19 protein-coding genes and 2 pseudogenes are annotated in these 25,894 nt (G+C 57.8%); 13 read left to right on the top strand and 8 right to left on the bottom strand.

Going from position 1 to position 25,894, the window contains the following annotated elements:
• Window positions 1-75 precede the first annotated feature (75 nt).
• On the bottom strand, window positions 76-705 hold the full coding sequence (locus VGC62_RS21855) for a response regulator transcription factor (protein ID WP_331189162.1): 630 nt from the start codon (window positions 703-705) through the stop codon (window positions 76-78).
• A complete protein-coding gene (locus tag VGC62_RS21850) occupies window positions 702-2,708 on the bottom strand; it encodes a PAS domain-containing sensor histidine kinase (RefSeq protein WP_414705833.1) in 2,007 nt (668 codons plus the stop codon). Before VGC62_RS21850 ends, VGC62_RS21855 begins: the two co-directional genes overlap by 4 nt.
• Before the next feature lie 224 nt (window positions 2,709-2,932).
• Here VGC62_RS21850 and VGC62_RS21845 point away from each other — a divergent pair, with 224 nt between their 5' ends.
• On the top strand, window positions 2,933-3,919 hold the full coding sequence (locus VGC62_RS21845; RefSeq protein WP_331189160.1) for an alpha/beta hydrolase family protein: 987 nt from the start codon (window positions 2,933-2,935) through the stop codon (window positions 3,917-3,919).
• 826 nt (window positions 3,920-4,745) lie between these two features.
• Here the strand turns inward: VGC62_RS21845 and mdoH are convergent.
• The 4 genes from mdoH to pip all read right to left on the bottom strand — a co-directional run bounded on the left by mdoH (window position 4,746) and on the right by pip (window position 11,047).
• Entirely contained in the window at window positions 4,746-7,334 is a 2,589-nt protein-coding gene (gene mdoH, locus VGC62_RS21840; RefSeq protein ID WP_331189159.1) for a glucans biosynthesis glucosyltransferase MdoH, read from the bottom strand.
• On the bottom strand, window positions 7,327-9,264 hold the full coding sequence (locus tag VGC62_RS21835; protein ID WP_331189158.1) for a glucan biosynthesis protein G: 1,938 nt from the start codon (window positions 9,262-9,264) through the stop codon (window positions 7,327-7,329). The genes mdoH and VGC62_RS21835 overlap by 8 nt, the downstream gene beginning before the upstream one ends.
• A 257-nt stretch (window positions 9,265-9,521) precedes the next feature.
• Entirely contained in the window at window positions 9,522-9,959 is a 438-nt protein-coding gene (gene dtd, locus VGC62_RS21830) for a D-aminoacyl-tRNA deacylase (RefSeq protein WP_331189157.1), read from the bottom strand.
• 116 nt (window positions 9,960-10,075) lie between these two features.
• A complete protein-coding gene (gene pip, locus VGC62_RS21825) occupies window positions 10,076-11,047 on the bottom strand; it encodes a prolyl aminopeptidase (RefSeq protein ID WP_331189156.1) in 972 nt (323 codons plus the stop codon).
• A 300-nt stretch (window positions 11,048-11,347) separates the two neighbouring features.
• On the opposite strand from pip, the gene VGC62_RS21820 reads away from it, so the two are divergent.
• From VGC62_RS21820 to VGC62_RS21790, 7 genes and pseudogenes are all read left to right on the top strand, one after another.
• Window positions 11,348-13,831 (top strand): glycogen/starch/alpha-glucan phosphorylase, encoded by a 2,484-nt coding sequence (locus tag VGC62_RS21820; protein WP_331189155.1) that lies wholly within the window; start codon window positions 11,348-11,350, stop codon window positions 13,829-13,831.
• 308 nt (window positions 13,832-14,139) lie between these two features.
• Window positions 14,140-14,400, top strand: a pseudogene (locus VGC62_RS21815) (DUF2339 domain-containing protein); the annotation flags it as partial.
• A pseudogene (locus VGC62_RS21810) lies at window positions 14,397-15,686 on the top strand (DUF3999 domain-containing protein); the annotation flags it as partial. The pseudogenes VGC62_RS21815 and VGC62_RS21810, both read left to right, overlap by 4 nt.
• A 256-nt stretch (window positions 15,687-15,942) precedes the next feature.
• Window positions 15,943-16,953 carry a class 1 fructose-bisphosphatase gene (locus tag VGC62_RS21805; RefSeq protein ID WP_331189153.1) on the top strand — a complete coding sequence of 337 codons (1,011 nt, stop codon included), beginning with the start codon at window positions 15,943-15,945 and terminating at the stop codon, window positions 16,951-16,953.
• Between the two features lie 288 nt (window positions 16,954-17,241).
• The gene (locus VGC62_RS21800; RefSeq protein WP_331189152.1) at window positions 17,242-17,496 is read left to right on the top strand and encodes a hypothetical protein; all 255 of its coding nucleotides are present in this window, start codon (window positions 17,242-17,244) and stop codon (window positions 17,494-17,496) included.
• On the top strand, window positions 17,493-18,074 hold the full coding sequence (locus tag VGC62_RS21795; RefSeq protein WP_414705832.1) for a lipocalin family protein: 582 nt from the start codon (window positions 17,493-17,495) through the stop codon (window positions 18,072-18,074). The genes VGC62_RS21800 and VGC62_RS21795 overlap by 4 nt, the downstream gene beginning before the upstream one ends.
• Window positions 18,075-18,311: 237 nt before the next feature.
• Window positions 18,312-18,764, top strand: coding sequence for a DUF4399 domain-containing protein (locus VGC62_RS21790; RefSeq protein WP_331189151.1), 453 nt, complete (start codon window positions 18,312-18,314; stop codon window positions 18,762-18,764).
• A 94-nt stretch (window positions 18,765-18,858) separates the two neighbouring features.
• Here the strand turns inward: VGC62_RS21790 and serA are convergent, their stop codons facing one another.
• Window positions 18,859-20,088 carry a phosphoglycerate dehydrogenase gene (serA, locus tag VGC62_RS21785; RefSeq protein WP_331189150.1) on the bottom strand — a complete coding sequence of 410 codons (1,230 nt, stop codon included), beginning with the start codon at window positions 20,086-20,088 and terminating at the stop codon, window positions 18,859-18,861.
• 169 nt (window positions 20,089-20,257) lie between these two features.
• Between serA and VGC62_RS21780 the strand changes: the two genes are divergently transcribed.
• The 4 genes from VGC62_RS21780 (at window position 20,258) to VGC62_RS21765 (ending at window position 24,455) form a co-directional block, all read left to right on the top strand.
• Window positions 20,258-21,652 (top strand): FAD-binding oxidoreductase, encoded by a 1,395-nt coding sequence (locus tag VGC62_RS21780; protein WP_331189149.1) that lies wholly within the window; start codon window positions 20,258-20,260, stop codon window positions 21,650-21,652.
• Window positions 21,653-21,715: 63 nt separating this feature from the next.
• A complete protein-coding gene (locus tag VGC62_RS21775; RefSeq protein WP_331189148.1) occupies window positions 21,716-22,381 on the top strand; it encodes a fumarylacetoacetate hydrolase family protein in 666 nt (221 codons plus the stop codon).
• A 161-nt stretch (window positions 22,382-22,542) separates the two neighbouring features.
• The gene (locus VGC62_RS21770; protein ID WP_331189147.1) at window positions 22,543-23,466 is read left to right on the top strand and encodes an SdiA-regulated domain-containing protein; all 924 of its coding nucleotides are present in this window, start codon (window positions 22,543-22,545) and stop codon (window positions 23,464-23,466) included.
• Window positions 23,467-23,546: 80 nt separating this feature from the next.
• Window positions 23,547-24,455: an SdiA-regulated domain-containing protein gene (locus tag VGC62_RS21765; RefSeq protein ID WP_331189146.1), complete on the top strand. Its 909-nt coding sequence runs from the start codon at window positions 23,547-23,549 to the stop codon at window positions 24,453-24,455.
• An 80-nt stretch (window positions 24,456-24,535) separates the two neighbouring features.
• Here the strand turns inward: VGC62_RS21765 and rpiA are convergent, their stop codons facing one another.
• Complete coding sequence (gene rpiA, locus VGC62_RS21760) at window positions 24,536-25,207, bottom strand: ribose-5-phosphate isomerase RpiA (protein ID WP_331189145.1); 672 nt, start codon at window positions 25,205-25,207, stop codon at window positions 24,536-24,538.
• A 213-nt stretch (window positions 25,208-25,420) separates the two neighbouring features.
• On the opposite strand from rpiA, the gene VGC62_RS21755 reads away from it, so the two are divergent.
• Window positions 25,421-25,894, top strand: a 474-nt coding sequence (locus VGC62_RS21755; protein ID WP_331189144.1) for a pyridoxal-phosphate dependent enzyme, incomplete at its 3' end; no start/stop codon positions are given.

The raw sequence follows: 25,894 nt of genomic DNA, 5'->3' as shown, positions 1-25,894 counted from the left end.
CAAAGCCTTCAATCAGGCGGGGCGGCGAATCGCAGCCTTAGGCAGTTCCTACAGATCTGTTGTCGTTTTCAGACCTCACAGCAACTTATGCTCCATCGCATACTTCACCAGTTCCGCCAGGGAGGTGATGTTGAGCTTCTGCATCAACCGCGCCTTGTGAGTACTGATGGTTTTGCTGCTCAACGCCACTTGCTGGGCGATGTCATTGACGTTAGCGCCCTGCGCTAGACGCTCGAACACTGAAAACTCTCGCTCCGACAACAGCGAATGCAGCGGCCGATTGTCGGTGAGGCCGACCTCGAACACCATGCGATCCGCCAGGTCCGGATCGATGTATCGCCCGCCAGCCGCCACTCGTCGGATCGCCGTCAGCAGCAACGCCGGATCACTGTCCTTGGTGGCATAGCCTGCCGCGCCGACTTTCAACGCCCGCGCCGCCATCTGCGCTTCGTCGTGCATCGACAGCACCAAAATAGCGGGAGGATTGTTCAGTGCACGAATCCGCGGGATTGCCTCCAGACCGTTTACGCCGGGCATCGAGATGTCCAGCAGTACCACCTCGCACTCGACGTGACGCAACGTCTCCAGCAGTTGTTCACCATTGCTGGCTTCGCCCACCACCAGCAGATCCTTGGCCAGGCCGATCAACTGCTTGATGCCTTCTCGGACGATGGTGTGGTCTTCAGCGACCAATACACGAATCACTTCACTTGCTCCTGCTCGACCTGTTCCAGCGGAATCGGAATATAGATGCGCAAGGTTGTGCCTTCATCCAGCGTACTGTCCAGTTGCAATCGTCCGCCCATGATCAGTACTCGCTCACGCATGCCGACCAGGCCGAAGGACACCGGCCGGTCGAGGTCCTGCTCGAACCCACGGCCGTCGTCGGCGATGGTCATGCACAACACACCCGCCTCCAGCGTCAGATTCAGTTCGACGGTGTGCGCCTGGGCATGACGCATGACGTTGGTCAGCGCCTCCTGAAGGATGCGGAACAGGCCGACAGCCGTTGCGTCCGGCAACGTTGGCAGGTTGTCCGGCACCTCGACCAAACACGGAATTTGCGTGCGTGCCTCGAAACGACGCGCCTGCCATTCAATCGCCGAGGCAATCCCGGCATCCAGAATGGGCGGGCGCAAGGCGGTCGCCACATCGCGCACCAACTGGAACAACTGGGCGATCAGTCGCTTCATACTGTTCAGCCGGTCCCGCAGTCCAGGATCGAGATCGGCGTAGGCCAGTTCGCACATAGACGTTTCCAGCTTGAGCACTGTCAGCATCTGACCGAGCTCGTCATGAACCTCCCTGGCAATTCGTGCCTTTTCTTCTTCGCGCACGGTTTCAAGGTGGGCAGACAGCTCGCGCAGTTGCTCGGCCAGGCTGTGCAGGCGCGACTCACTCTCTTGCAGCGCCTCCAACGAACGGCGCCGCTCAGTCACATCGGTGATAAACACCACCAGATATTCGGCGTCGCGAAAGCGCAGGAAACTCAAGGACACATCTACCGGCAAGGTGCTGCCGTCGGCACGAATACAGTTGCTCTCGAAGGTTTGCGGCGCCTCTTCACTGGACCGGGCTCGCTTCCACAGGTTGAGCCAGCGGTCCATGTTCAGGCTGGGTTCGAAGTCGATCAGGGGCCTGTCCACGACACCGCCGGGTGCATAGCCGAGCATGCTTTCCACGGCGTGATTGGCGTAACGCACATGGCTGTCCCAATTGACCCAGAGAATGCCGACGGTACTTTGATCGATTGAAAACTGCGCCAACCGTAACGCTTCTTCCCCGGCCTGGCGCCGGGCGATGTCGTCGCGCGCGGCCAGCAATTCCGTTTCCAGCGTGTGTTGCTGGCGCCGCTGGCCAACGACGATGGCAATGCAAGCCACCGAAACCAGCAAGAGCAGCAGTGTCAGGTTTTTCCAGAGACCGGAGGATTCACTGAGCTGTGGGTATTTGGGTTGCAGCCACTGCGCGTGAACCTGCTCCAGGTCTTTGGGCGCAATCGCACCCAACGCACGCGTGATGATTTCGGCCAGCTGCGGTAAATCACGTCGGGATGCGATGCGTAACAACTGCGGAAAACCCACATCACCTACCACAGCCAATCCGGCGAACTCACCTTCACGCGACAGCCGACTGAGCTGAGCTTCGTCGATCACCGCATAACGGGCCTGTTGACTGAGCAATAGCTGCAACGCCTGCCGCTCAAGTGGCACGCCCTGCAAGTTGAGGTGAGTGTAATTGGCCCGCAAATAATCCGCGGTCAGGCTCGGCATGCGCACCGCGACGCGCACACGCGAATCAAGCTTCTCAAGGTCCACCGCGCCAGAGCCGTCGCGCTCGCCAACGACCAGTGCTGGAACGCGCATGTAGGGATCGGAAAACAGCCACAGGCGCAAGCCCGCAGGGGTTTGGGTCAGCCCCGGCGCAAAATCGATCTCGCCTTTGACCAGCGCTTCCTCAAGCGCCGGTTGATCGGGGTAGTTGCGCCACAGCAGCTCGGTCTGCAAGGTCTTCGCCAGCAAGTTCACCACATCGACATTGGCCCCGGACAATTGCTGCGCACGTCGGTCGAATTGCGCGTAAGGCGCCTGCAACACGATGCCGACGCGTAACTGCCCGCGCTGGCTCAGCCAGTCGCGTTGAGCGACGGTCAACGCATCCAGGCTCGGCGCGGCGTTGTCTGCCATGACCGACAACGGAGCACCCATGAAAAACAGGACCATCAAGAGCCATCCCGCACAGCCGATAACCCAAAGGCGCAGCAAGCGGATGATCAACGTGTTATTTCCATTACCTGAATCCTTTTACCGATCATTCGACGTGCGCGTTTTTAACAGGGATCTGCGGCGGCTCGCTTGACCGAGCGCAGACCTGACAAACATTCATCAACCCATTAGGCTGCCGGGATTGTTTCTGGCTTTTGGAATATCCGATGTCCTACACCATTCGCGCAATGCTTCCTGCGATTTGCCTGACACTTATCCTACCCTTTGTTCCGCCGCTTCTGGCAGCAGACCCGGTGCCAAGTAAAGACGCCCCGCCTGCCGACGTGCCGGTGGAGCCTCAGGTATTGCCCTCGCGCAGCCAGGAAGATGCGCTGGCCCTAGAGCGACAATTGCCGCAAGCCGAGCAGCAACAGTTGCAGGCCGGCGACGAAAGCTTTTTGGCACTATGGAAGCCAGCCAATAGCGATGACCCCAAAGGTGCAGTGATTGTGATCCCCGGCGCTGGGGAAACCGCCGACTGGCCAAACGCTGTCGGCCCGCTGCGCCGCAAATTGCCCGATGTGGGCTGGGCGAGCCTGAGCCTAACGATGCCGGACGCCCCCGATGACGGCGTTATCGCACGCGCCCCCGAGCCCATACCTGCCGCCGGCGATGCGGCGACTGACAAGGCAACGCCCAAGGACGCCGCAAACAAAACGACAGATCCCACCGCCACGGCTGAAGCCGAAGCGGCAGCCACAGCCGCGCGTGCCACTGCCGATGCTGAACAGGCCAAATCCTATGCCGAGCGCATCTTCACCCGCATTGAAAGCGCAGTGGCATTCGCCCAACAGAACAAGGCGCGCAGCATTGTGCTGGTCGGCCATGGCAGCGGCGCCTATTGGGCTGCGCGATTCATGAGCGAAAAATCTTCGCCTGCGGTTCAGAAACTGGTGATGATCACTGCACAAGAAACCGGCAAGGACACGCCATCGCTGCTGCAAATCCTGCCGACCCTGAAGGTCGCCACCGCAGACTTCGTCGATAAGGATCGACCTGTTTCACGCAAACAGGCCCAGGAACGTCTTGACGCGAGCAAGCGGGTCAAAGGCGCTAAATTTACCCAAATTACCCTTAATACCGTTCCGGGCAATTCAGCCACCGAGCAAGAGCAACTGACGAGGCGAGTGCGAGGGTGGCTGGAGAGTCAATGACTCTTGAAATGACCTCGGCCAAGGAGCGAACTTGTTCGCGAGGCGGTGTTTCAGGCGCACCGCGCTGGATGCCTCGCCAACAAGTTGGCTCCTACAGATGAAGCGCGCTCTGCAGCCTCGACCACAATTGCCCGCCGCTGCTCATCCGGCGCGCCGCGCCAGTGGCGGATGCCTTCCACACACCCGCTGGAGTGAACTTGTTCGCGAGGCGGTGTTTCAGGCGCACCGCGTTGGATGCCTCGCCAACAAGTTGGCTCCTACAGATGAAGCGCGTTCTGCAACCTCGACCACTATTACCCGCCGCTGCTTATCCGTCGGGGCGCGCCAGTGGCGGATGCCTTCCACACACCCGCTGTAGGAGTGAACTTGTTCGCGAGGCGGTGTTTCAGGCGCACCGCGTTGGACGCCTCGCCAACAAGTTGGCTCCTACAGACCACAATTACCCGCCGCTGCTCATCCGGCGTGGCGCGCCAGTGGCGGATGCCTTCAACCCACCCGCTGCAGGAGTGAACTTGTTCGCGAGGCGGTGTCCCAGACGCACCGCGTTGGACGCCTCGCCAACAAGTTGGCTCCTACAGATGAAACGCGTTCTGCAGCCTCGACCACAATTGCCCGCCGCGGCTTATTCGGCGGGGCGCGCCAGTGGCGGATGCCTTCCAGACACCCGCTGTAGGAGTGAACTTGTTCGCGAGGCGGTGTTTCAGGCGCACCGCGTTGGACGCCTCGCCAACACGTTGGCTCCTACAAAGGCTGCGACGGTGTGCGCAGGCAATAAAAAACGCCCTTGGAGCCGGGCTTCAAGGGCGTTTTTTGGATCAATCAACGATCAGGCGTTTACAAGCGTCTGCTCATTCACATGACTGGCCGGCTGCAACGGTAACAGCGGTGCATGCGGATCAGCTTCGATCGATTCACGCCAGGCGCTGAGCCACGACGAATGGCCTTCGCTCCAGACCAGTTCGTGCAGGCGAGCCAGCGCGACCGGATCACTCAACAGCGCCAATCGCTCGCTGTTGTTGAGCAACTCCGGCCCTCCTTTGAGCGCATGAAGAACGCGCTCGTTACGCAGCCCCTCGATGGGCTCGGCATAACGATGGCGCGAGGTAGCCAATGCACACGCCAATGCGTTCTGCTGCGGATCGACCACTGCACGAACAAAACCGTCCTTGAGCGCATGCCAGCGATTTTCGTGAGTGTATTGATCGGTCGAAATCAGCTCTTGTGGCGGCGTGTGTTCCTCGGGAATCAGGAAATAGCTCTCATCACGGGCTTTAAGGCCCAGTTTGACTCGGCTGGAGATCACCGAAACAGGGATCGACAGCATCAGCGAACCCACGATAGGCGCCAACCACCAGAGGAAACTTGGGTTCAACCACGCCACCAACAGCGCCCAAAAAAAGCCCAGCGCCGTTTGTGGACCATGCCGCTTGACCGCCTCGCTCCAGGGAGTCGAGTCATCGTCACGTTGCGGCGAGTTCCAGGTCGCGGCCCAGCCAAGGAAAGCTGCCAGCACGAAGCGGGTATGGAACAACATGCGTACCGGCGCCAGCAGCATGGAGAACAGCATTTCCATGAGCATCGACAGGGTGACTTTGATCCGTCCGCCAAAACCGACTGCGCCCTTGGCCCAGATCAGAATGATGCTCAGCAACTTAGGCAAGAACAGCAGCACGATAGTGGTCGAAAACAGCGCGACAGCCTTTTCCGGATGCCATTGCGGCCACAATGGATACAGCTGACGCGGCTCAAGGAAATACGTCGGTTCCATCAGCGTGTTCACCGCTAGCAAGGCCGTCGACAGCACCAGGAAGAAGAACCACAACGGCGCCGACAGGTACGACATCACCCCCGTCAGGAACACCGCGCGGTGAACCGGATGCATGCCTTTAACCAGGAACAGCCGGAAGTTCATCAAGTTACCGTGGCACCAGCGGCGGTCACGCTTGAGTTCGTCCAGCAGGTTGGGCGGCAGCTCTTCGTAACTACCCGGCAAATCGTAGGCAATCCACACGCCCCAGCCAGCACGGCGCATCAGCGCGGCTTCAACGAAGTCGTGAGACAAAATCGCCCCCGCGAACGCACCTTTACCGGGCAATGGCGCCAGGGCGCAATGCTCGATAAATGGCTTCATCCGGATGATCGCGTTGTGCCCCCAGTAGTGGGATTCACCCAACTGCCAGAAGTGCAGACCGGCCGTAAACAAAGGCCCATACACGCGGGTGGCGAACTGCTGCATGCGCGCATACAGCGTATCCATGCCCGAAGCGCGTGGCGCGGTCTGGATGATACCGGCGTCCGGAGTGGCTTCCATCAAGCGCACCAGTCCGGTCAGGCACTCGCCGCTCATCACCGAGTCGGCGTCGAGGACGACCATGTAACGGTAGTCTCCGCCCCAACGGCGGCAGAAGTCATCAAGGTTGCCGCTTTTACGTTTAACGCGACGGCGACGGCGACGGTAGAAAATCTTACCGAAACCACCGGTCTCCCGGCACACGTCCAACCAGGCTTGCTGCTCGGCCACGGCGATGTCGGTTTCGTTGGTGTCGCTAAGGACGAAGAAGTCAAAGCGATCCAGATTTCCCGTTGCGGCAACCGATTCAAAGGTTGCACGCAGACCCGCGAATACTCGCGGCACGTCTTCGTTACAGATCGGCATGACCAGCGCAGTACGTGCGCCCGCTTCGATCGGCTCGTTACCCGCGCTAGCGCCGGAGATGCGGTATTTGTCGTGCCCGGTCAGCAGTTCAAGAAAGCCCATCAAGGCAGTCCAGAAACCAGCCGACACCCAACAGAACAGAATGCCGAACAACAACAGAATGCTGGTCTGCAAGGCGTATGGCAGCACCTGTGCGGCTGTTTGCAGCAATGTCTGATGGCTGATTTCGTCCAGAGACACCAGCGACCAGCCTTGATACGGCAGGATGCCTTTCATGTAAAAGCCAGCCACGATGGTCTGGCCGAGCATGAGCACTAGCAGGATATAACGACGAATCGACCCCACCGTGCGCCAGCGCGACTTGGGCAGATCACGTGGTAGATGGCTCTTGTCCGACGTGGGCGGATTACCCTTGCCGGTCAGTTTGCGCCAGCCGCGAACCAGAATATTGGTGCGCCAAGGCTCGGGAACCACCCTGGTGCGGCGAATCGGCGGCGTGGCCTTCAGGCAGACACGACCATTGGCATCGACACCCAGCATCTCTGCTTCGTGCAGTTCGTCAGCGGTGGTCAAGGTCAGGCGACGACCCACCGAAGCCTGGGCGGCGTCGGCTGGATCGGTGACGGTTTGCGCCGAAAGGCGTTCATGCAGCTCAGCGAACGAGGTGCAGCTTGCCAGCTCGGCACGCTGCTGATCGCTCATCGGCAAATGTGCCAGGTACTCGCTAAGAGACTCGGGCACGGCTTGTGAATTACTCATCGGCTGGCAACTGGTAGCTCCAGGTCTCGGTCAAGACTTGTTGAATCTTGGCCGTTTCCTGCTGGGTGGATGCAGTCGCCGGGGCTGGCTGCGGGATGTCTTTGCTGCCTTTATTGGCTTTTGCCGCGTCGCCCAGCGCCGCTTCTGGCTTGGAGGCCTCGGCATCGGCTTTGGCTTCAGCAACCTTGGCTGTTTCAGCATTTTTGGCCGCGTCGGCTTTCACGCCATCAGCGCGTGCGGCGTCGACATTGACGATTTGCGCCTTGTCGTCTTTAGGCGCGGCGGCGACTGAAGCAAGTTTGGCTTCGGCCTTCTTCTCGGCTTTTTTGTCGGCGTTCTTATCAGCTTTGTCAGCCGTGATGACCGCAGGTTCCTTGCCCGGCTCGGCAGGGGTTTCACGCAGCAGATAAGCACGCATTTCTACTGACTTGTTGGTGTCTTTGACTTTCAGCCGCAGCGTCAGCCGCCAGCCTTTAGTCACTGGGTTGTAACGCAGGTTGTTTTCGACCAACTCAGTGTTGTCGTCAGTGATGACCTGGCTACGAATCGCCGGATCTTCACCCAGCTTGGCCAGTACCGGGCCAACGAAGTCCACCAGGTAAGCCACGCTGCCGTCAGGCTGTCGTACCAGGTTCGATTGCTTCACGTCACCTGTCGAGCGCAGGGTTTGTTTGACCCAGCCAAGATCTGGCGAGTGAATCGAGTCTTCATCCATGGTCCAGTGCAGACGGTAGTTGAAATCGACCGACTGACCCGGCTCTGGTTGGGTTTCCGGCTTCCAGAACGCAACAATGTTGTCGTTGGTTTCATCGGCAGTCGGGATTTCTACCAGATCGACGGTGCCCTTGCCCCAATCGCCTTTTGGCTCAATCCAGGCGCTTGGACGTTTGTCGTAGCGGTCATCCAGATCTTCGTAGTGACTGAAGTTACGACCACGTTGCAGCAGACCGAAGCCGCGCGGGTTCTCGACCGAGAAGCTGCTGATGGCCAGGTGTTTGGGATTGTTCAAAGGACGCCAGATCCACTCGCCATTGGCTGCCTGAATCGACAGACCGTTGGAGTCGTGAAGCTCGCGACGGTAGTTGAGCACTTTGGACGGCTGATTGGCGCCGAACAGATACATGCTGGTCAACGGAGCGACACCCAGCTTGCCGACCTTTTCACGCAGGAACATACGCGATTGCACGTCGACCAGGGTATTGCTGCCTGGGCGCAGGGTCAGTTTGTATGCACCCGTGGCACGCGGGGAATCGAGCAGCGCGAAGATCACCAGATGGTTGTCGTCCGGGTTAGGCCGCTCAATCCAGAACTCGGTGAAACGCGGGAACTCTTCACCCGATGGCGCGGCAGTGTCGATCGCCATGCCGCGAGCGGACAAACCGTAAACCTGACCTTTGCCCACAACGCGGAAGTAGCTCGCGCCCAGCATGGTCATGATTTCGTCTTGCTTGTCGTCTTTGTTGATCGGGTACATGACGCGAAAGCCCGCGTAACCGAGGTTCTCGGTGGACTTGGGATCGACCTTCACATCAGCAAAATCGAAACGGCTCGGGTCGTACTTGATCTCGCTGACCGTCGTGGCTGTGACTTCGTTGATTTTCACCGGCGTGTCGAAGTGCATGCCCTGGTGATAGAACGAAATCTTGAATGGCGTTTTTTCATTCGCCCATTCTGCTTTGTCCTGCAAGAAGCGAATCTTCTGGTAGTCCGCGAACTTCATGTCACGGAATTCCGCCGGAAGGTTGCTCTTGGGCGCTACAAATTTCTGCGCGGCCAGTTCTTTGGCCTTTGTCGCCACGTCGTCGATATCGAACGCCCAGAGTTGGTTGGCACCCAATAGACAAAACAGAGCAGACCCGGCCAACAACGCGCTACGCAGGCGCTTGCCGGGGGTCTTTGGTGCATTACATGGACTAACAATCACGAGCAACCCTCGCCGAAAACAGATGAAGAAACCAACGGCCAGCTATCAAATGCCGGGTTGGCGAGCATTGTTCCGACTCCGAAAGGGGGCAATGATTCCCCAAATCGATATCGAACCAGTCTGCGTTTATCAATTGAACAGGCGAATACCTGTCTTTGTAGCGCGCGATTATCTAGTAGGTCGCGTGACAACGCATCAGGGGAACAGAAGTATTTATGGCTTTTTGCCTAATAAAGTCGGGCTATACGAACAAAACCGGGCCTTTACGTCTCAAGTAAAAATGTCACAGGGCCATCATTGATCAAGTGAACCTGCATATCTGCACCAAATTGGCCCACGCCAACCTTTTCGTGCGAGTTTTTAGCCTTCTGAACCAGATACTCAAACAGTTGGGCACCCAGCGCTGGCGGCGCCGCCTTGGAAAAACTCGGACGCAAGCCGCTTTGTGTGTCCGCCGCGAGGGTGAACTGCGACACCAGCAACAAGCCACCCGCCACATCGATCAGGGACAGGTTCATCTTGCCCTCGGCGTCGCTGAACACCCGATAGTTGAGCAGCTTGTGCAGCAGTTTATCGGCCGAGGCGTGGGTGTCATGAGGCTCGATGCCGACAAGGACCAGCAAACCGGTTCCAATAGATCCCAATGTTTCTGCCCCGACCACCACTCGTGCATGCGAGACACGCTGAAGCAAACCTTTCATGCTCACAACTCCACTTTCAATACGTGCTGGAGCAAGGCTTGCCCGCGAATCGGTTTTTCAGGCGACCTTTGATCGTCTGATCCAAGGGCTTCGCGGCCAAGTCTTCAGCAACTCGATCAAGCCTCTTCTGGGGGTAGATCCAGCAAACGCTGAGCCACTTGTGAGGCTGCTCGCACCAGGGCGTCGGTAATGCCGGGCTCGGATGCCGCATGACCGGCATCGCGGATGACTTGCAACTCACTGTTGGGCCACGCCTGATGCAATTCCCAAGCGTTATCCAGTGGGCAAATCACATCGTAGCGGCCATGCACGATGATCCCTGGCAAATGCGCGATCTTGGGCATGTCGCGGATCAACTGGTTTTCTTCCAGGAATGCATTGTTGGTGAAGTAATGACATTCAATCCGGGCGATGGATAACGCGCGTTGCGGCTCGGAGAACCGATCGACGACCAGCGGATTGGGCCGCAATGTCGCCGTTCGACCTTCCCAGGTGGACCAGGCCTTGGCCGCGTGCATCTGGGCGATCTGGTCGTTACCGATCAGGCGTTTATGGAACGCCGACAGCAGGTCGTGGCGTTCATCGAGCGGGATCGGCGCCAGATAATCCTGCCAGTAATCCGGAAACAGACGGCTCGCGCCCGCCTGATAGAACCATTCGATTTCCTGGGGACGGCAGAGAAAAATGCCACGCAAGATCAGTGCATGCACCCGGTCAGGGTGAGTCTGAGCGTAAGCCAGTGCCAGCGTCGAACCCCATGAGCCGCCGAACAGCACCCATTTGTCGATACCCAGGTGCTTGCGAATACGCTCAAGATCCTCAACCAGATGCCAGGTGGTATTGTTGTCCAGGCTGGCGTGTGGCGTGGAACGACCACAGCCGCGTTGATCGAAAGTAATGATGCGGTATAGGTTGGGATCGAAATAACGACGGCTCTGTGCATCGCATCCTGCACCTGGGCCACCATGGATAAACACTACTGGCAAACCTTTGGGCGAGCCGCTTTCGTCGACATACAGCACATGAGGCTCTTGCACTGCCAGATCGTGCCGGGCATAAGGTTTGATCTGCGGGTACAAAGTCTGCATAGGTGCTCCACAAGTCCAATTCAGGGGCTGCTATCTATTCTGCCGTTGGGCATCATAAACCCGAATCGGCGAAATGATCATGCCCTGCTGTTTTTTACATGCCACACCACTCAATCAGAATGGAACGATCAATGCAGGCGTTTGCGGATTAAGATCGAATGCGAACCAGGCCATTTTCCTTGAGTCGAAGCATGGGTCGTGTCATCGGCTATTTCACTCTATTTGCGGGAAATAACCGACGACACGTCCTACAGTCAAAAAACCCCTTTCACTCGTCCAACCAACTTGAGGTCGTACCCGATGTCTCCGGAACCCAATGTTCGTGACGCTGAAGTGGCAGCCTTTCGTGAAGCGGTACTGACCAAACTCACCTATGCGGTGGGTAAGGACCCTGACCACGCGTTTGACCATGACTGGTTTGAAGCGATTGCTCTGGCCACCCGCGACAAAATGGCCGAGCAATGGATGAAGCACACCCGCTACATCTATAAGCAGGAAAAAAAACGGGTTTATTACCTGTCTCTCGAATTTTTGATCGGCCGGCTGATGATGGACAGTCTCAGCAATCTCGGCCTGCTGGAAACCGCCCGCCTGGCATTGAAAGGTCTTAATGTCGACCTCGAACGCATCCGCTTGCTTGAGCCGGACGCCGCACTGGGCAATGGCGGTCTTGGTCGTCTGGCGGCCTGCTTCATGGAAAGCATGTCGACCCTGGGCGTCGCGGGGCATGGATATGGCATTCGTTATGAGCACGGGTTGTTCCGTCAGGCCATCGTTGATGGCTGGCAGCAAGAGCAGACCGAGAACTGGCTGGACTTCGGCAACCCATGGGAGTTCGAACGTCCGGAAGTGATCTACCACATTGGCTTCAGTGGCAGCGTAGAGCCGGTCCTCGACAGCACGGGCTCACCGGTGCTCGACGCTGCGGGTGAAACCAAACATGTGTGGAACGCCGGTGAAACCGTGCGGGCGATTGCCTACGACACCCCCGTGGTGGGATGGCGCGGTAACGCGGTGAATACGCTGCGTCTGTGGCGCGCCCGTGCCGTCGAGGACCTGCACCTGGAACGCTTCAATGCCGGTGACCATGTCGGCGCAGTGGCTGAAGTCGTTCGCGCCGAGAGCATTTCCCGCGTGTTGTATCCAAACGACAGCACCGAAGCGGGGCAGGAACTACGCCTGCGTCAGGAGTATTTCTTCGTCTCGGCGTCGCTGCAGGACTTGCTGCGCCGCCACAAGAACATGGGCTATACGATCAACAGCCTGCCGGAACACGCTGCGATCCAGATGAACGACACGCACCCATCGATCGCCGTGGCTGAGCTGATGCGCATTCTGATCGACCTGTACAACGTGGAATGGGACGAAGCCTGGCGTATCACGGTCGGCACGCTCGCCTACACCAACCACACCTTGCTGCCAGAAGCCCTGGAAACCTGGGCTGTGGGCCTGATGGAGCGCATGCTGCCGCGACATATGCAGATCATTTATATGATCAATGCGCGTCACATCGATGAAGTTCGCGTCAAATGCAAAGACGATCCTGACCTGTTCGGTATCCTGCGAGCCGTGTCGCTGATCGAAGAAGACAACGGTCGTCGGGTCCGCATGGGCAACCTGGCGTTCCTCGGCTCTCACAGCGTCAATGGAGTGTCGGCACTGCACACGCAATTGATGCGCAAAACGGTGTTCTCGCACCTGCACAGCCTGTACCCGGACCGTATCAACAACAAAACCAACGGCATCACGTTCCGCCGCTGGCTGTATCAGTCCAACCCGACGCTCACCTCGATGCTGGTCGAGAAACTGGGCGAAGGAGTACTCGACGATCCAGAAACCAGGCTCATCGCTCTGGAACCGTTTGCCGACAATCGAGATTTCCAGAAGCAGTTTGCCGCGCAACGCCTGCACAGCAAGAAGGCACTGGCAGCCATTATCCAGGACCGACTGGGCATCACGATTAATCCTGAAGCGATGTTCGACGTTCAGGTCAAACGGATTCATGAGTACAAACGCCAGTTGTTGAATCTGTTCCATACCGTTGCGCTGTATCAGGCAATGCGTGCCGACCCGAGTACCCGTTGGGCGCCACGGGTGAAGATCTTCGCAGGTAAAGCAGCAGCCAGTTATCACACGGCCAAATTGATCATCAAACTGGCCAATGACATTGCCCGGACAGTGAACAACGACCCAACCCTGCGCGGTCAACTGAAAGTGGTGTTCATACCTAACTACAACGTCAGCCTGGCGGAAAGCATCATTCCCGCCGCCGATTTGTCGGAGCAGATTTCCACGGCGGGCCTGGAAGCATCAGGCACCAGCAACATGAAATTCGGCCTCAATGGCGCCCTGACCATCGGTACGCTGGACGGTGCCAACGTGGAGATGAGCGAGCAAGTCGGGCTGGAGCACATGTTCATTTTCGGGATGAGCTCGCAGGAAGTCGAAGCGCGCAAACATGCGGGCGAGTTCAATGCACATGGCGACATCGCGGCGTCCGGGCGTTTGAACGATGTATTGCAAGCCATTCGCGGAGGGGTGTTCTCGCCGGATGATCCAAACCGTTATGCCGGATTGATCGATCAACTGGTTGCCTACGATCGCTTCTTTGCGTGCGCCGATTTTGAGTCGTATTGGCATGCACAGGCCAAGGTCGAAGCACACTGGCACAACACCAACGAATGGTGGCGCTCGGCAATCCTTAACACGTCGCGCATGGGCTGGTTTTCTTCGGACCGAACCATTCGCGAGTACGCGACGGAAATATGGAACGCGCTGGATTGAGGTAGCGCTTTGCTTAAAAGCCGCGTCGTACATACGATCTGTAGGAGCCAACGTGTTGGCGAAGCGAGCAACGCGGTGCGCCTGAAACGCCGCCTCGCGAACACGTTCACTCCTACAACCCACCGGCAAGTCCCGTTGAAGCTGCTGACACAGCGCCTGTCGCAGACCCGCTCCCAGCGTCACTCAATGCTCAGGCCGTCAGCACGGACGGCCCAGAGCTGATCTGGGATTTGCCTTTGCATTCGCAGCAATCTGCAGTAACTGGGTATCTCCACCGAGCGCGCGCGCAGAGCAGCACAGTTGATCGCCTGGCGCTGGCCCTGATGATCGGCGGTCATCTGCGGGTTCGCAGGGAAATCTGGCTGGTCGGTGCAGCGCTGATTGCTGTCGTGGTCGCCAAGCTGTTCTTCGTGGAGCTTAGCGACCGACGCGGGCTTGAGCGCATTGTTTCCTTTATCGGCGTTGGCATTCTGCTGCTCGTAGTGGGATATTTCGCACCACTACCGCCAAAATCCCTTATACGCCCTTCGTCATCAGAAGAGCCCGCCACGGATTCGGCCCGCTCATGAGGAATGCGTTGTTGAGCAGTCAGTTCATTATCAAGGCCGCTGTGTTCGGCTCCCTTCTCTGCACCGTGCTGCTTGGCTACGCGGAAGACCTGCCGGACGACTTCGCCAGCCAGATGCCTCTGACTATCAGCGGCGAAGGCCCATGGTATCGGCTGCAATTGCCACTGAGCGTGCAATTGAATGCGCGCCAGGGCAACCTCAATGACGTCCGCATTTTCAATGCCGACGGGCAGGCTCAACCCTATTCGTTAACCCTGAGCCAACCGCAACGAGCCGAAGATGAACATCCTGTCTCGGTAAAGTGGTTCCCGCTGTACAACAGTGACGACGCCCAGGATGTCGAGCCCGCCATTCGCGTCGAACGCACCCCAAGCGGCACGCTGGTCGAGGTGCAACCGCAGGGCGAGATCGAAGCAGGCGAGGAAATATTGCGCGGCTGGCTGCTGGACACCAGCGCGATCAACGCACCACTGGACCAACTGATCATCGACTGGAGCACCGAACGCGAAGGCTTCCAGCGCTTCACCATCGAAGCCAGCGATGACCTGCAACACTGGCAGCGCTGGGGCGAAGGTCAGGTTGCGCGCTTGTCTTTTGCCGATGAGCTGGTAGAGCAACGCGAAGTGTCATTGCCGGGGGGCACCGCCCGCTATTTGCGCTTGCTGTGGAACAATCCGCAATCGGCACCCACGCTGACTTCCGCGCAATTGCTCAGCACCCGCCCAGGTATTTTGCCGCTCAGTTGGTCGCCAGCGATCACAGGAAGCACCGAAAAACCGGGGGTGTACGTTTGGAAGTTGCCGGTAGCAATGCCAATCGAGCGCATGAAGATCAACATCACCCAACCCAACAGCCTTGCACCGGCAACGCTGTATGGGCGTCACGACAGCAACGCACCCTGGCGGTTGATCGACGACAGCTTGCTGTATCGGCTGACGCAAAACGGTCAGGACGTGACTCGGGACGAAATGGAGTTACCCGGCGACGTCGTGCAGCAATTAAAACTGGAAGTGGATGAACGGGGCGGCGGCCTTGGGGCCCAAGCACCGACACTCAGCTTTGCCGTGCGCGCAACTCAGCTCGTGTTCCTTGGCCGGGGTGCCCCGCCTTATAGCCTGGCCATTGGCAATAAAACCATAAGCGGCGCGAACCTGCCGCTATCGACGCTGATACCCGGCGTAACGCCGGAAAAACTCGCGGCACTGGGCAGCGCAACACTGGCCTCAGCGCCCGTCGCTGCAACCGCCGTGCCGGTGCCTGTCGCCGATGGCCCGGACTGGAAACGCATGGGACTGTGGGCGGTGCTGGTGATCGGGGTGATATTTCTGGGCTGGATGGCGCTGAGCACGCTGAACGCGTCGAAAAAAAGTCGCTGAGCCAAAGCGACACCACACCTGCAAACCGTCAGATATATCCGCGTTTTGCGTCTACGCTCAGGGGGCGCGTGAACTCAATGGCTTGTCACCCGGTCTGACAGGCAGCATTACGTCATCACTCGCGTTAAACTGTGCGCGTTTTTAATCCCCATCTTTGGAGCTCTCCATGTCCCGCGTTACCCTGAGTCGCTATCTGATTGAGCAGACCCGCAGCCACAACACGCCTGCTGATCTGCGCTTCCTTATCGAAGTGGTCGCGCGCGCATGCAAGGAAATCAGCCACGCCGTCTCCAAGGGCGCCCTGGGCGGTGTCCTTGGCAGCATGGACACCGAGAACATTCAAGGTGAAGTGCAGAAAAAACTCGACGTAATTTCCAACGAAATCCTGCTCGAAGCCAATGAGTGGGGCGGTCACTTGGCCGGCATGGCGTCCGAAGAAATGGACAATGCCTACCAGATCCCCGGTAAATATCCGAAAGGCGCATACCTGTTGGTATTCGACCCACTGGACGGCTCGTCCAACATCGATATCAATGCGCCGGTCGGGACTATCTTCTCGGTGCTGCGTTGCCCGAACGAATACCTGAGCCAGAACGAAGCCTTGAACGAAAAGGCCTTCCTGCAACCCGGTACCGAACAAGTAGCTGCCGGTTACGCCATCTACGGCCCGCAGACCATGCTGGTGCTGACGTTGGGCGATGGCGTGAAAGGCTTCACCCTGGACCGTGAAATGGGCAGTTTCGCGCTGACCCACGAAGACATCAAGATTCCCGAGTCCACTCAGGAATTCGCGATCAACATGTCCAACCAGCGCCACTGGGAGGCGCCGGTACAACGTTACGTTGGCGAATTGCTGGCGGGTGAAGAAGGCCCGCTGAAAAAGAACTACAACATGCGTTGGGTCGCCGCGATGGTTGCGGACGTGCATCGCATTCTGACCCGTGGTGGCATGTTCATGTACCCACGCGACAGCCGCGAACCTTCCAAGCCAGGCAAATTGCGCCTGATGTACGAAGCCAACCCAATGTCGTTCCTGGTCGAGCAAGCTGGCGGGGCGTCCACCAACGGTCATCAGCGCATTCTCGATATCCAGCCAGAGGGCCTGCACCAACGTGTTGCGGTGTTCCTGGGCTCGAAAGAAGAAGTCGAACGCGTGACCTCATACCACACGAACTGAACAATCATGACCGTCCCTTGCCTGGTTACCGTTGCTTAATGGGTGGTTCGGCTCAGCCGAATCGCCGACCGACGTGACGAAGGCCAGGAACTTTACGGAGCAGGAAGGGAAGTTTTGAAGGGGGGTGGATCCCGGCTCTTATAGTGGCCCTAGCCTGAGAAGACGTTGCCTGCCATACACTTTGAAAAGCTCTTTATGACTTTATCTTCTAACCTTTTAGCGCCACCCGCGTGTTGCGTCACGGACGAACGTTGCGATGTCGCCCCTTCCGTTTCAGGAGATTCATTCATGTCATTGCGCTCTCTTGTCGTGTTGTCGTTCTGCGTATTGCTGGCGGCCTGCAGTAAAGTCAATCAGGAAAACTATTCGAAAATTTCTGCGGGCATGCCCAAGGCCGAAGTCGAAAAACTGTTGGGCAGCCCAACTGAATGCTCCGGCGCATTGGGCATGTCTAGCTGCACCTGGGGCGATCAGAAGAGCTTCATCAGCGTTCAGTACGCCGGCGACAAGGTGGTGCTGTTTTCCGGCCAGGGCCTGAAATGAAGATCCGTCACTCGTTGCAAATAGCGGCGTTGGCAATGGTTACGTTACTCATGGCGGGCTGCGCCTCGTCCAGGGAAGACTCCATGGACCCGAAAACGGTGGATCACGTCGACCTGAAACGCTATCAGGGCACCTGGTACGAACTGGCGCGCATGCCGATGTTTTTCCAGCGTAAATGTGCGCAATCCCAGGCCCACTACGCGCTTAAAGATGACGGCACCATCGCCGTCACCAACCGCTGCCGCACGATAGAAGGCAAGTGGGAGGAAGCAACTGGTACGGCATCGCCGCAGATACCGGGCAAAACCGACAAGCTGTGGGTGGTGTTCGATAACTGGTTTTCCCGACTGCTGCCAGGGGTCGCGAAGGGCGATTACTGGGTGCTGTACCTCGGCGATGACTACAAGACCGCGCTGGTCGGTAATCCGAGCCGCAAATACTTATGGCTGCTGTCGAGAACCGCGCATGTGTCGGAGCAAACCAAGAACGAGTTGCTGTCCAAGGCGCAACAGCAGGGCTATGACACGACCAAGCTGATCTGGCGGGTGGATGATTCGAAGATCGGGAAGGCAAACTAGCCAGCCACATCTTCAGCAACGGTCCATTCGAGAGCAAATTCTTGGTGCCGCGCCAGCTACGGGGCATCAGGGTTGCCCCAAGCAACATGAAACCTCTGACAGAAACCCCCATATTCAGAAACCCGTTCTCCAGAGCGCGCTAAGGTAAACCGCGTGTTTGATCTTTCCTCTCTGGCGACCCTGAACCGCTTTGGTGCTTCGGGGTCCCACGCAGAGAAACAATAACCCGGAGAAGCCATGAAAACCTTATTCGCAAAATCTGCCCTTGCCAGTCTGGTGCTCGGTTCTGCCCTGCTCGGTGCCACGCTCACGGCGCAGGCTGCCGACGTTCCGCGCACCGCTTCGCCCGCTGGCGCCGAGGTGTACATCATTTCCCCGAAGGACGGTGCGACCCTTAACGGCACCTTCAAAGTACAGTTCGGCCTCAAGGGTATGGGCGTTGCGCCTGCCGGTGTCGACGTGCCTGATACCGGCCACCACCATCTGCTGATCGACGTAAAAGAGCAGCCAGCGATGGATGCGCCGCTGCCAGCCACCGACAATATCCGCCACTTCGGCAAAGGCCAGACCGAAACCGAACTGACCCTTGCACCGGGCCAGCACACCTTGCAATTACTGGTGGGCGACAAGAACCACGTACCGCTGAATCCAGTCGTGGAATCGCAGAAAATTACAGTGACAGTGAAGTAATCACGCGCCTACAAAAACGTCGTTCGTATGCCCAGTCGCAGGCGCAAAAAAGGAGACCTCGCGGTCTCCTTTTTAATGGGTACAGCAGCGCGAACTAGAACAAAACGCGGCTACGAATCGTGCCTTTGATCTGTTGCAGCTTTTCTTGCGCCAGGTCTGAGTATTCGGCGTCGACGTCGATGACCACGTAACCGACTTTCTCGTTGGTCTGCAGGAACTGACCGGAGATGTTGATGCCGTTTTCCGCGAAGACCTTGTTGATCTCGCTCATCACACCCGGAATGTTCTGGTGGATGTGCAGCAAACGGTGCTTGCCAGGGTGAGCGGGCAGCGCCACTTCCGGGAAGTTGACCGACGATACGGAAGTACCGTTGTCGCTGTACTTGACCAGCTTTTCCGCGACTTCCAGACCAATATTGGCTTGGGCTTCTGCAGTCGAACCGCCGATGTGCGGAGTCAGGATCACGTTGTCCAGGCCACGCAACGGGCTTTCGAACTCTTCGTCGTTGGAACGCGGCTCGACCGGGAACACGTCGATGGCGGCGCCAATCAGGTGCTTGTCCTTGATCGCATTGGCCAGTGCGTCCAGCTCGACAACCGTGCCACGCGCGGCGTTGATCAGGATGCTGCCCTTCTTCATCGAGCGGATTTCTTTCTCGCCGATCATCCACTGGGTTTCAGCGGTTTCCGGAACGTGCAGGGTAACGATGTCCGACATACTCAGCAGCTCGTTCAGGCTCGACACCTGAGTGGCGTTGCCCAGCGGCAGTTTGGTCAGCGTATCGTAGAAGTGAACCTGCATGCCCAGGCCTTCAGCCAGGACGGACAGTTGAGTACCGATTGAGCCATAGCCAACGATACCCAGTTTCTTGCCACGGATTTCGAACGAGTTGGCCGCGCTCTTGATCCAGCCGCCACGGTGGCAGGAAGCGTTTTTCTCCGGGATGCCGCGCAGCAACAGGATCGCCTCGGCCAGCACCAGCTCTGCAACAGAGCGGGTGTTGGAGTAAGGGGCGTTGAATACGGCGATACCGCGTTCACGGGCAGCGTTCAGGTTGACCTGGTTGGTGCCGATGCAGAAGCAGCCCACAGCGACCAGCTTCTTGGCACTGTCGAACAGCTCTTCGGTCAGCTGAGTGCGGGAACGAATACCGATGAAGTGTGCGTCGGCAATCTTTTCCTTGAGCTCAGCTTCCGGCAGAGACTTGGTGTGGTAGTCAATGCTGGTGTAACCGGCGGCCTTGAGGACGTCGACTGCGGATTGATGCACGCCTTCGAGAAGAAGGAACTTGATCTTGCTCTTGTCGAGGGAAGTCTTGCTCATCTGCGTAAACCTGTGTCCCGGAGAAAAATGGCAGGAAAGTGAACCGCTCGCTATCGGGCTTAGGCTCGATTAGCAGGGGGCGTATGCTAGCATATGCACCCCGCGAAACACCCATTCCTGGACGTGAGCCGTTCTCAGGGTGACCATGAATTGTTCGAGAGTTCTATTGATGAACCATCCCGCCCTGATTGATGAGCTGAAGACCCTGGTTGAGCCTGGCAAAGTGCTTGCCGATGCCGATTCCCTCGAGTTCTTCGGTAAAGATCACACCAAGCACTTCGCGCCTGCACCAACAGCCATCGTGTTTCCGAAAACTATCGCGCAGGTTCAGGCCATCGTGCGCTGGGCCAATGAACGCAAGGTCGCGCTGGTGCCGTCCGGCGGTCGGACAGGTCTTTCTGCTGCGGCGGTGGCTGCCAATGGCGAAGTCGTCGTCTCGTTCGACTACATGAATCAGGTGCTGGAACTCAATCTGACTGATCGTACGGCAGTGTGTCAGCCAGGCGTCGTCACCAAGCAACTACAAAATCTAGCCGAAGAAAACGGCCTGTATTATCCGGTGGACTTCGCTTCGTCGGGTTCCAGCCAGATTGGCGGCAATATCGGCACCAATGCCGGCGGAATCAAGGTCATTCGCTACGGCATGACCCGCAACTGGGTAGCGGGGATTAAAGTCGTCACCGGCAAGGGCGACCTTCTCGAACTGAACAAAGACCTCATCAAAAACGCCACCGGTTACGACATGCGCCAACTGTTCATCGGCGCCGAAGGCACGCTGGGCTTTGTCGTCGAGGCCACCATGCGCCTTGACCGCGCGCCGAAAAACCTCACCGCGATGGTCCTGGGCACCAGTGATTTCAACGCGATCATGCCGGTGCTGCATGCCTTCCAAAACAAACTGGACCTGACCGCGTTCGAATTCTTTTCCGACAAAGCGCTGGCCAAAGTCATGGCCCGAGGTGATGTACCCTCGCCGTTCGAGACCGACTGCCCGTTCTACGCGCTGCTGGAATTTGAAGCCACCACCGAAGAAGTCGCCAACGATGCGCTGGCGACTTTCGAGCACTGCGTCGAGCAAGGCTGGGTACTGGATGGCGTAATGAGTCAGAGCGATCAGCAGTTGCACAACCTGTGGAAGCTGCGCGAGTTCATCTCGGAAACCATCTCGCACTTCACACCGTATAAAAACGACATCTCGGTGACCGTCTCCAAAGTCCCGGCGTTTCTGGCTGAAGTCGACGCAATCGTTGGCCAGCACTACCCGGATTTCGAGATCGTCTGGTTCGGCCACATTGGCGACGGCAACCTACACTTGAATATCCTCAAACCCGAAAACCTCAGCAAAGACGAGTTCTTTGCCAAGTGTGCGACGGTCAACAAATGGGTATTCGAGATCGTGCAGAAGTACAACGGCTCAATTTCCGCTGAGCATGGTGTGGGCATGACCAAGCGTGATTACCTGACGTACAGTCGTTCTCCGGTGGAGATCGAATACATGAAAGCCGTCAAGGCCGTGTTTGACCCCAACGGCATCATGAACCCAGGCAAGATCTTCGCCGTTTGATTCACGCTCGATCTTGAACACAAAACAACCAGAACCAAGACACCCCGCAGCCCAGGAGCGCCCATGAGCTACCAGCACAAGTATGTCGATGGAACGGGAATTCACTTCCCGTTGGGTAAAGTGGTCTGCATCGGCCGCAATTACGCCGAGCACGCCAAGGAACTGGACAATCCGGTACCGACCGAGCCGCTGCTGTTCATCAAACCGGGCAGTTGCGTGGTGCCGATTGAAGGCGGATTTACCATTCCGGCTGACCGTGGTTCGGTGCATTACGAAGCCGAAATCGTGGTACTGATCGGCAAGCCACTGAGCAAAAACCCTGGTCGCGAAGAGGTTTTGGATGCAATTTCGGGCATCGCGCCGGGTTTGGATCTGACATTGCGCGACCTTCAATCGAAGCTCAAGGAAAAGGGCCTGCCGTGGGAACTGGCCAAATCTTTTGATGGTGCGGCAGTTATCGCACCCTTCGTGTCGCCAGATGCCTTCCCTGATCTAACCGATATCCCGATCCGCCTGACGGTTAACGGCGAAGTGCGCCAGGACGGCAATAGCAGCCTGATGCTCAACCCCATCGTGCCGATGATTCAGCACATCGCCTCGCATTTTTCACTGCAAGCCGGGGACTTGATCATGACCGGTACGCCTGCCGGCGTTGGTCCTTTCAATGTCGGCGACAAGATCGTGCTGGAGTTGCCTGGGCAAAGCCGCTTCGAAAGCGACGTTCGCTGAACGAACCGCTGCGCATAGAGAGCCGCCGGCGATAAATGCGCAGGCGGCTTTTTTGTGTTCGGCAAAACAACAACGGCAATTACCGTTTTTTTCACAACTGATCTGGATAATCCGCGCCGAGTCATGGCTTCGCCTATGAGACCTTTTTTCGGAGCGCTTCAATGGCCAATCATTCTGTTCCACTGGCTAAACCCAAAGGCCGATTACCGCGCGTGCGCTGGTATGGGTGGCTGATTTTGCTCCTTGTCATTGCCTATGGCCTTGCGTATGCCTTCCATTGGGATGATCGCGCCCGCCTGTGGTTGCGTGAGCAAAGCGTCACGCCGGCGCAACACGCCGCGAGCATTTGGCTGCCGGACTACACGGTCGATATCGATGCCAAACCGCTGGCAGGCATGGAAAAGGACGAGGCGTCGGACCTGTCTTATAACCCCGTGACCAAGACCCTGTTTTCGGTGATGGGCAAGAATGCGTTTCTGTCCGAGCTCAAGCTCAATGGCGATGTGATCCGTAAGATCCCACTGGTGGGCTGGAGCAATCCCGAAGGCGTGGCCGTGCTGGAAAACGGTTTGATCGCGATTGTCGATGAGCGTCAGCACCTGATGACCGTGGTCACGGTGACGCCGGACACCAAAACGCTGAATATCGCTGATTTCCCGAAATACGACCTCGGCCCTTCGAAGGATCAGAACAAGGCGTTCGAAGGCGTGGCCTGGGACCCAAAAAACCAGAAAATCTGGCTCGGCGAAGAACGGCCACCGGCGTTGTTCACCTGGGCCAGCGACGGCAGCAGCCCACTCAAGGGCGATAAGCACAAGCTGGTCAATGACAACATCATCCTGCGTAACCTATCGGCGCTGTACGCCGATCAGCGCACCGGCCATCTGCTGGTTTTGTCGGCAGAGTCGCACATGCTGCTGGAACTGGATGAACACGGCGAGCAGGTGAGCTTCATGACCCTGCTACACGGCTTTAACGGCCTGAGCCAAACCATCCCTCGGGCAGAAGGCGTGACGATGGACGAGAACGGCACGTTGTACATGGTCAGTGAGCCGAACCTGTTTTATTCGTTCAAGAAGAAGTGATTGAGCTTAATGATCTGATTTAAGGCTCGCTTCAGATTCCCGTGGTATTAACGTGCCTCCTCTGAATCCGAGCCTTTTAAATGCGTCGTCTCTGCGCTGTCAAAATCCTGGTTGCCTGCCTCATCTGCCTGCTGGTGCTGGCATCGTTGTTCGTTGGACGGCAATACCGTGTCGTCGAGCGCTTGCGGTTCAACTGGCATGTCTTCTGGCAATCGGCTGACGCCCAAAGCCTTGGTCTGAGTGACTATCAGGTGGTCATCGAGGGTAAGGTCATCGACGGCCTTGACGATAACGTTTCGGCCCTAAGCTACGACCCGGATCGTAAAACACTGTTCACCGTCACCAACAAGAACAGCGAACTCGCCGAGTTGAACCTGGAAGGCCAGGTTATCCGGCGTATCCCGCTGACCGGCTTTGGTGATGCGGAAGCCGTGGAATACATCGGCCCCGGCAGTTACGTGATCAGCGACGAGCACAGCCAGAGTTTGTTTAAGGTCCATGTGAATGACCAAACGCTGTTTCTGGATGCAAATGATAGCGAGAAGCTGACCCTGGACATCGATGTCGGTGGCAATAACGGCTTCGAAGGGTTGGCTTATGACACGCAAGCGCAACGACTGTTTGTCGCCAAAGAGCGCAAGCCGGTTCAGATCATCGAGGTTCGTGGTTTTGCACAGGCCAACGCCCGCACGGCAAACGCTCTGGAGGTGACAACCGATAAAGCGCGCAACGCAGGCCTGTTCGTGCGCGACCTGTCCAGCCTGCAGTTCGACGAACGCAGTGGACATTTACTGGCGTTGTCCGATGAGTCGCGGCAGATTCTGGAGCTTGATACGGCGGGCCGACCAGTGGCCAACGTATCGCTGAGCAAAGGCAGCATGGGCTTGCACAAGAGCGTGCCGCAGGCGGAGGGCATCGCAATGGGAGATGACGGCACGTTGTACCTGGTGAGCGAGCCGAATCTGTTTTATGTGTTCAAGAAGCAGTAGTTGCATCGTTTGTAATGGCCCATTCGCGAGTATGCTCGCGAATGGGCTGAGCAGGCGAAACTCCTGTCAGCCCGACACGATCAGCGCTTCAGGGTTTTGACGCCGTCCTGCGTACCCAGCAGTAACAAATCCGCCGGCCGGGCCGCGAACAGCCCGTTAGTGACCACGCCAACGATGTTGTTGATCTGTGCTTCCAGCTCTGCCGGGTTGGTGATGTTCATGTTATGCACGTCGAGAATGATATTGCCGTTGTCGGTCAACACGCCCTCGCGGTACACCGGATCACCGCCCAGTCTCACCAGTTGGCGGGCGACGTGGCTGCGGGCCATCGGGATCACTTCGACTGGCAACGGGAACGCGCCCAGCACTGGCACCAGCTTGCTGCCATCGGCGATGCAGATGAAGGTCTTGGCCACGGCGGCGACAATCTTCTCGCGCGTCAGCGCCGCGCCACCGCCTTTGATCAAGTTCAGGTGCTCGTCGCTTTCGTCGGCACCGTCGACATAAAACTCCAGATCACTGACTGTGTTGAGCTCATACACAGGAATCCCGTGGCCTTTGAGGCGCGCGGCAGTGGCTTCGGAGCTGGCGACTGCACCATCGAACGCACCTTTGTGCTGCGCCAGCGCGTCGATGAAACAGTTGGCGGTGGAGCCGGTGCCGACGCCGACGATGCTTTTGTCGTCGAGTTTGGGAAGGATGAAGTCGACAGCGGCTTGGGCCACGGCCTGTTTGAGTTGATCCTGGGTCATGCGGGTGGGCTCCACGAGGGCCTGAGGTTTTATAGATGCTCTCTGTAGGAGCTGCCGAAGTTACGAAGGCTGCGCCGCCAGAGGCTAGCAATGCGTTGAGGGTGTGCATTATAGCGACATGCCGAGGTTAAAACCTGAGTCTTCGTGTGGTCGTAGGTTGGAGTGCGGGGTAGACTTCTCGGCCTTGCCCCTTTCGCCAGTGATGCTTCCCCGATGCTCGAACAGTACGTCAAGAAAATCCTCACCTCTCGCGTCTATGACGTCGCCGTGGAAACCCCGCTACAGGGCGCTCGGCAGTTGTCCGAACGGCTTGGCAACCAGGTCTTGCTCAAGCGCGAAGACTTGCAACCGGTGTTTTCTTTCAAAATTCGCGGCGCCTACAACAAGCTGGCGCAGTTGACCCCCGAAGAACTGGCACATGGCGTGGTCACCGCGTCGGCGGGCAATCATGCACAAGGGCTGGCGCTGGCGGCGAAAACCCTGGGCGTCAAAGCGACCATCGTCATGCCCAAGACCACACCGGAGATCAAGGTCGAAGGTGTGCGCTCCCGAGGTGGCAAAGTGGTTTTGCACGGGGATTCGTTCCCCGAAGCGCTGGCCTATTCGCTGAAATTGGTCGATGAAAAAGGCTACGTCTACGTCCACCCCTACGACGACCCCGACACCATCGCCGGGCAAGGCACGGTG

The sequence above is a fragment of the Pseudomonas sp. genome, assembly GCF_036404235.1.
GTDB lineage: Bacteria > Pseudomonadota > Gammaproteobacteria > Pseudomonadales > Pseudomonadaceae > Aquipseudomonas.
This window is presented reverse-complemented; position numbering and strand designations above follow the sequence as displayed.

What these genes read in the sequence shown, in the direction of transcription:
- VGC62_RS21770 (WP_331189147.1), top strand. Translation starts at nt 22,543, where the DNA reads ATGGCCAATCATTCTGTTCCACTGGCTAAACCCAAAGGCCGATTACCG.
- VGC62_RS21790 (WP_331189151.1), top strand. Translation starts at nt 18,312, where the DNA reads ATGAAAACCTTATTCGCAAAATCTGCCCTTGCCAGTCTGGTGCTCGGT.
- VGC62_RS21820 (WP_331189155.1), top strand. Translation starts at nt 11,348, where the DNA reads ATGTCTCCGGAACCCAATGTTCGTGACGCTGAAGTGGCAGCCTTTCGT.
- rpiA (WP_331189145.1), bottom strand. Translation starts at nt 25,207, where the DNA reads ATGACCCAGGATCAACTCAAACAGGCCGTGGCCCAAGCCGCTGTCGAC.
- VGC62_RS21765 (WP_331189146.1), top strand. Translation starts at nt 23,547, where the DNA reads ATGCGTCGTCTCTGCGCTGTCAAAATCCTGGTTGCCTGCCTCATCTGC.
- VGC62_RS21800 (WP_331189152.1), top strand. Translation starts at nt 17,242, where the DNA reads ATGTCATTGCGCTCTCTTGTCGTGTTGTCGTTCTGCGTATTGCTGGCG.
- dtd (WP_331189157.1), bottom strand. Translation starts at nt 9,959, where the DNA reads ATGAAAGGTTTGCTTCAGCGTGTCTCGCATGCACGAGTGGTGGTCGGG.
- VGC62_RS21795 (WP_414705832.1), top strand. Translation starts at nt 17,493, where the DNA reads ATGAAGATCCGTCACTCGTTGCAAATAGCGGCGTTGGCAATGGTTACG.
- VGC62_RS21780 (WP_331189149.1), top strand. Translation starts at nt 20,258, where the DNA reads ATGAACCATCCCGCCCTGATTGATGAGCTGAAGACCCTGGTTGAGCCT.
- VGC62_RS21845 (WP_331189160.1), top strand. Translation starts at nt 2,933, where the DNA reads ATGTCCTACACCATTCGCGCAATGCTTCCTGCGATTTGCCTGACACTT.
- VGC62_RS21775 (WP_331189148.1), top strand. Translation starts at nt 21,716, where the DNA reads ATGAGCTACCAGCACAAGTATGTCGATGGAACGGGAATTCACTTCCCG.
- VGC62_RS21805 (WP_331189153.1), top strand. Translation starts at nt 15,943, where the DNA reads ATGTCCCGCGTTACCCTGAGTCGCTATCTGATTGAGCAGACCCGCAGC.
- pip (WP_331189156.1), bottom strand. Translation starts at nt 11,047, where the DNA reads ATGCAGACTTTGTACCCGCAGATCAAACCTTATGCCCGGCACGATCTG.
- serA (WP_331189150.1), bottom strand. Translation starts at nt 20,088, where the DNA reads ATGAGCAAGACTTCCCTCGACAAGAGCAAGATCAAGTTCCTTCTTCTC.
- mdoH (WP_331189159.1), bottom strand. Translation starts at nt 7,334, where the DNA reads ATGAGTAATTCACAAGCCGTGCCCGAGTCTCTTAGCGAGTACCTGGCA.
- VGC62_RS21850 (WP_414705833.1), bottom strand. Translation starts at nt 2,708, where the DNA reads ATGGGTGCTCCGTTGTCGGTCATGGCAGACAACGCCGCGCCGAGCCTG.